Origin of the sequence: Ferrovibrio sp. (assembly GCF_029255545.1) — a bacterium.
GTDB lineage: Bacteria > Pseudomonadota > Alphaproteobacteria > Ferrovibrionales > Ferrovibrionaceae > Ferrovibrio.
In genome coordinates this window covers 1-2,183 of sequence record NZ_JANLJJ010000087.1, presented here as the reverse complement: position 1 = coordinate 2,183, position 2,183 = coordinate 1, and the positions used below count along the sequence as shown (strand labels likewise).

The 2,183-nt window shown below is 65.8% G+C and carries 4 protein-coding genes; 1 reads left to right on the top strand and 3 read right to left on the bottom strand.

Going from position 1 to position 2,183, the window contains the following annotated elements:
• A partial coding sequence (gene phhA / locus Q1J79_RS17095; RefSeq protein ID WP_300302730.1) for a phenylalanine 4-monooxygenase occupies positions 1–822 on the bottom strand: 822 nt, incomplete at its 3' end.
• A 137-nt stretch (positions 823–959) separates the two neighbouring features.
• Here phhA and Q1J79_RS17090 point away from each other — a divergent pair.
• Positions 960–1,442, top strand: a complete 483-nt coding sequence (locus Q1J79_RS17090; protein ID WP_300302728.1) for an Lrp/AsnC family transcriptional regulator — start codon at positions 960–962, stop codon at positions 1,440–1,442.
• Positions 1,443–1,564: 122 nt separating this feature from the next.
• Here Q1J79_RS17090 and Q1J79_RS17085 read toward each other — a convergent pair whose 3' ends face one another.
• Together Q1J79_RS17085 and Q1J79_RS17080 are read right to left on the bottom strand one after the other, a co-directional pair.
• Complete coding sequence (locus Q1J79_RS17085) at positions 1,565–1,927, bottom strand: c-type cytochrome (RefSeq protein ID WP_300302726.1); 363 nt, start codon at positions 1,925–1,927, stop codon at positions 1,565–1,567.
• Between the two features lie 4 nt (positions 1,928–1,931).
• On the bottom strand, positions 1,932–2,183 hold a 252-nt coding region (locus tag Q1J79_RS17080; protein ID WP_300302724.1), incomplete at its 5' end, for an N-formylglutamate amidohydrolase.

The following is a 2,183-nucleotide window of genomic DNA, read 5'->3' as shown; positions in this document are numbered from 1 at the left end:
GTCCTGCGGATCGAGATCGCCGGCGCCGAGATCGGGCTGGTTTTCCAGCGCCGCGTAAAGCGGCGTGAAATCGGGCCGCGTGGCTTCGAACAGCTGCTCGAAGCTGCGGATGGTGAAATAGGTTTTCTGGAAGGTGTCGATGCGGTAGCGAGTGCGCATCAGCCGCAGCAGGTCGAAGCGCACGCGGTTGGGCGCCGCTGAATCGAGGCAGAACACGCTTTCGCTTTTCGACGACAGAATCCCCGCGCCGTAGATGCGCAGGCCGTCCGCCGTTTCGATCAGGCCGAATTCCACCGTATACCAGTAGAGCCGCGCCAGCCGGTGCAGCGCGTTCAGGCCCGCCGCCTTCAGCCCGCCCTCGCCATAGGCCTGCATGTAATCGGCGAAGACCGGATTCATCAAAAGCGGCACATGGCCATAGATGTCGTGGAAGGCGTCGGGTTCCTGGATGTAGTCGAGCTGGCTGCTACGGCGGATCCACCAGGTGACCGGAAAGCGGCGCGCCGCCAGATGGCCAAAGAAGATGTCGTCGGGCACCAGCCCGGGCACGCAGACGATGCGCCAGCCGGTGGCCTTTTCCAGCACATCGGACAGGCGCTCGAAATCGGGCACGCCGCCGCCATTTTCATAACTGGCCGCCACGCCCAGCCCCTTCAGGCCAGCAAGGAATTCCGGGCAGGCCCGGCCGGGCAGCAGGGCCGCCTGGCGCGCAAACAGGGTTCGCCACACGGCATGGTCCTCGGCCGTGTAGCGCTCCAACGGCTGGGCATGGGTATAGTCGGCGGCGATCTCCAGATCGGCCAGATGCTCTTGTGCCACCATGGCAGCCTCCCGTTTGCCGTCTTTTCCTGTGGCAAGGATATCGCAAATGCTGCGCAAAAACTCCGCAACATGACGCGAATTCCGGTCGCCATGTGCATGAAAATGGCATATTGATTGGAAAACCGGAGGAATCGTGCATGACGCCCGACCTGGATGTCTTTGACCTGCGCCTGCTCACCGCCCTGCAGCAGGATGGCCGCGCGCCCAACGCCGCCCTGGCCGATGCGGTGGGCCTGAGCGCCAGCCAGATCAGCCGGCGGCTCGCCCGCCTGGAGCAGGAGGGCGTGATCGAGCGTTATGCCGCCCTGCTGCGGCCCGAGGCGGTGGGCCTGAGCGTGCTGGCCTTCACGGCGGTATCGCTGGAGCGCCATGCCGAAGGCATCGTGCAGGGGTTCGAGCAGGTGGTGGTGGCCTGTCCGGAAATCCTGGAATGCTGGTCGGTGACCGGGGAAGCCGATTTCGTGCTGCGCATCGTGGCGCCCGACCTGAAAGCCTTCGCCGATTTCCTCTCGACCCGCCTGCTGCGCGTGCCGGGCATGCGCAGCGTGCGATCGAGCATCGTGCTGCACCGGATCAAGCAGACCACGGCCCTGCCGCTGGAGCAGGCGGCGCAGGCATAACAGTAGCAACCGTCATGCCCGGCCTAGTGCCGGGCATCCACGCGGTTCTGCGAAAAGAAAGACGTGGATGCGCGGCCAAGAAGAGCCTCTTGGGTCCGCGCATGACGATCATTTTGTGGGTTTCAATCCCGGCTGAGCTGGCGCAGCCAGGCGATGATGTCCTCGGTCTGCTGGCGCGACAGCTCGATGCCGCGCATCGGCGGGTGCGGCGCGGCGAGCCAGGAGCGCAGCCGCGCCTCGTCATTCGGCCGGCCGCGCATCAGGCGCGGCAGGGAGGGCGCCGCGTCGTTGCCGCGCGAGGCGGTGCCGTGGCAGGCGACGCACCAGCGGTCGGCCAGCATGCGGCCCTGGCCGGCATCACCCACTTCGGCGGCCTCGGCGGCCTTGGCCGTATCGCTGGCGCGCGCCGTATCCACCGGGATGGTCTGGCTGCAGGTGGCGAACAGCGCGAAGGCCAGCAGGTAACCGAGGCGTCGCGCGGTCATGGCGTCACTCTTTCAGGAAATCGGGATTGGCCGAGGCGATCAGCAATTCGACCAGGCCGCTCATGGCGCTCTGCACGCGATTGAAGCCGCCGGCCTTTTCGATGCGCGTCTCGTCCATGTAGAGGTCGCGGTTGATCTCGAGCTGCAGGCTGTGCAGGCCCTGGTCGCGGCGGCTGTAATACTGGGTGATGTAGCCGCCGGCATAGGGCTTGTTGCGCGTGGTGCTGAAGCCGCAGGATTTCAGGTAATCCTCGAC